General features: G+C 69.9%; 3 protein-coding genes. 2 read left to right on the top strand and 1 reads right to left on the bottom strand.

All coding sequences use genetic code 11. From position 1 onward, the window contains the following. The first annotated feature begins 52 nt into the window (after positions 1-52). The gene (locus EIZ45_RS45755) at positions 53-562 is read left to right on the top strand and encodes an isochorismatase family protein (protein WP_134669826.1); all 510 of its coding nucleotides are present in this window, start codon (positions 53-55) and stop codon (positions 560-562) included. A gap of 129 nt (positions 563-691) precedes the next feature. After that, on the top strand, positions 692-1,618 hold the full coding sequence (locus EIZ45_RS45750; protein WP_134669828.1) for a hypothetical protein: 927 nt from the start codon (positions 692-694) through the stop codon (positions 1,616-1,618). On the opposite strand, the gene EIZ45_RS45745 is transcribed toward EIZ45_RS45750, so the two are convergent. Beyond that, positions 1,572-2,429: a LysR family transcriptional regulator gene (locus tag EIZ45_RS45745; RefSeq protein ID WP_043832734.1), complete on the bottom strand. Its 858-nt coding sequence runs from the start codon at positions 2,427-2,429 to the stop codon at positions 1,572-1,574. The genes EIZ45_RS45750 and EIZ45_RS45745 overlap by 47 nt on opposite strands. Between the last annotated feature and the right edge of the window lie 547 nt (positions 2,430-2,976).

The raw sequence follows: 2,976 nt of genomic DNA, 5'->3' as shown, positions 1-2,976 counted from the left end.
CACCTCAACGACCCTGTCCGTCAAAACGGGTCAATCCCAAGATGCTTCCGGCATGGCTCCCGCGCTGCTTCTCATCGACGTCCAGAACAACATGCTTCTCCCGCCCACCCCCATACCAGATGCCAACCGAGTCGCCGCCGCGATCACGCATGTCCTGGAACGGGCGCGAGCCGCGGACGCGCAGGTGGTGCACATCCGGAACAACGGCACCGGCGACGACCCCGACGTGCCCGGAACCTCCGGCTGGGAACTAGTGCACGAGGTCCGCCCCGGCGAGCACGTAGTCGACAAACAGACACCCGACTCCTTCGCCGACACCCAGTTGGGCTCCCTGCTGCCGAAGTCGACCCCGCTGGTCGTGGCCGGAATGCAGAGCGACTTCTGCGTCCGAGCCACCGCCTTGGCCGCCCTCAACCGAGGTCATGAAGTCACGCTGGTCCGAGACGCCCACGCCACGTATGACGACGAACTCTCCGCCGCCGAGGAGAGCGCCCGCGTGAACGAGGAACTGTCCACGGCAGGCGTGAAGCTGGTCGGAAGCGAGGAGGTGGTCTTTGCCTGACCCGAGTGCCGTCGAGCCGACGGCGACTGTCACGTCGATCAGCCTCCGCGCGAGTGATCGATTTCATCGCTGAATCGCAGCGAAAACAGGTGTTGGACTGGGAGGTCGACGCACGCCAATACTCAGCGCATGACATCTGCGCCTGGCGATTCCGCCGAGAACTCCGGCCGAAACGACCGGCACCTCGACGGCGACGTGTCGGCGGACCGGTCCGCCGACACCGAGCCTGGCCTAGCCGGTTGGGGTGACGTGGACGCCCGCGGGATCGCACCGGACGACGCTGCCCTCAGCGCGACAGACGAGCGTGGGAGCGCGCCTGAGGACGGCACCCTCGCGGCGGCGGGTGATTGCGTGGCGGCCAGCGTCAATGAGGCGACGCGTGACGTGTCGGCCGTCGGCCCGGCGGCGAGCCCCGAGTCCGCGGCGCAGGTCGAGTCGGCAGTCGGCGTCGGGCCGGTGGCGAGCCCTGAGCCCGCGGCGCACGTCGAGTCGGTGGCTGGCACCGGGCTTGCGTACCAGATCGGGTCGGTGGCTGGAGCTGGGTTTGTGGCCGAGATCGAATCTGCGGCTGGCCCCGAGTCTGCGGCCGGTGCCGAATCGGTAGCTAGCGCCGGGCGTGCGGCCGACGTCGAATTGGTGGCTAGTGCCGAGCCTGCGGGCAACGGCGACTCGGTGGCCAACGTCGACCCGTCGGCTTGCGGTGAGCCGGTGGCGAGCGACCGCCGGGTGCCCAGCGCCAATCCGATGGTCGGTGTCGAGGCTGCGGCCAGCGTCGAGGCGGCGGTTAGCGCCGGGTCTGCGACTGACGTCGGCGCGGTGGCCACCGTCAACCTGGCAGTCGAGGTCGAGCAGGTCGACGGAGCTACTCGGGATGTTGTCCGGTTGCTGCGGCGGTTCGGCGGCAGGGCGTTCGCGTTGGCGTTCGTTGCCGGGATTACCGGGTTGACGACTGTCGCGCTGGTGTTGGGGCTGGTGGGGTTCGCGTTGGTGCTCGCGCCGGTGCGCGGGGTCAGGCGAGGAGGTGGGCCAGCAGCGCCCGTGCCGCCGGGTTGGTGAGGTTTGCCGAGCGGCCGGTCAGGTAGATCGTGCGGGACAGCGTTGGCTGGGTGAGGTGGGCGAACGGCAATCCCGACCGGGCGGCGACCTGCTCCGGGACCACGGTGACGCCTAGGCCTGCCGCGACCAGGTCGATCAGCAGGGGGACGTTTGTCGCCTCGCAGACTTGATCGCGGCGGACACCGGCCTCGGTGAAGGCTCGGTCGACCAGGGCTTGCAGGCCGCTGCCGGTGAAATCTACGAAAGGTTCGCCATCCAGTTCCGCGAGCCGGACTCGGCGGCGCGGCGACAGGCGGTGTCCGGGGTGGGTGAGCAGGACCAAGTTCTGCTGCCAGCTGGCGAATTCGGCCAGCTCCTCCGGCAGCGGACCGCCCACATAGGACAGATCCAGTTCGCCGTCGGACACCGCGGCGGTCAGCCCGGGGATGGTGCCTTCCCGGACGCGCAGCCGGATTCCCGGGTAGCGGGCGCGGAATTCGCCCAGCTTCGCGGGCAGGTCGATGACGGTCAGGGTCTGGATGGTCCCGATCGACACCCGGCCGCGCGCAAGGCCGGTCACGGCGGCTACCTCGCCTCGGGCGGAGTCGACGTCCGCGGCGATTTGGCGCGCCAGCGGCAGCAGGGCCTCGCCCGCGGGGGTGAGGGTGACCCGGCGCGTGGTGCGGTCGAACAGTTCCGCGCCGAGGTCGGCTTCGAGCTTCCGGATGGACGCGCTGAGCGCGGACTGCACGACGTGCACGTCCTGGGCGGCGCGGGTGAAGTTGCCGTGCCGGACTACCGCCAGGAAGTGTTCGACCTGCCTCAGTTCCACCGGCTTCGCCTCCTTCTCGCCACCGCGGGGGTGGTCCGGTGAACGTACCGCGCGGGCCGGTCGGTGACGGCCCGTTGAGGGAGAGTCGGGGATCACGGCAGCGGATGTCGATGGCGGCAGGGGTGGGTGCGAAGGGCTCGGCTGGAGGACTGGAGGAACTGGCGCGAGGCAGAGGAGCAGCGGGAGGCGTTGGCGCGAGGTGTAGGTGCAGCGGGAGGAGGCGGATGCCGGAGGGGCGAGCCCACGGTGGCCTGTGGGCGAATCGGGGCCGTTTCGGACCGGGCGTGATCGGCGGCTGGGATCGGCGCGATGCGGGGATTGGAAGGTTCTGAGCGCCGGTTGGGCGAGGGGCAAGCGGTGGCCAATGGCGGATGAGGGAAGCCCACGCCGAATGAGGATCGGCGCGGGCGGAGGGCTGGGAGGCCCCGAGCGCCGGAGGGGCAAGAGCGGGTCGGGGAAGCTCAGGCCGAAACAGGAGTCGGTGCGAGACAGCAGCTAGGCGGCGGCACGGGCTCTGTCATGATTTCCGTGTAAGCCACGGATGATT

The sequence above is a fragment of the Amycolatopsis sp. CFH S0740 genome (genome assembly GCF_004522315.1).
GTDB lineage: Bacteria > Actinomycetota > Actinomycetes > Mycobacteriales > Pseudonocardiaceae > Amycolatopsis > Amycolatopsis nivea.
The sequence above is the reverse complement of the archived record's forward strand: the minus strand, read 5'-3'. Positions and strand labels throughout refer to the sequence as shown.

Coding starts and splice junctions, on each gene's coding strand:
- EIZ45_RS45750 (WP_134669828.1), top strand. CDS start 692: ATGACATCTGCGCCTGGCGATTCCGCCGAGAACTCCGGCCGAAACGAC.
- EIZ45_RS45755 (WP_134669826.1), top strand. CDS start 53: ATGGCTCCCGCGCTGCTTCTCATCGACGTCCAGAACAACATGCTTCTC.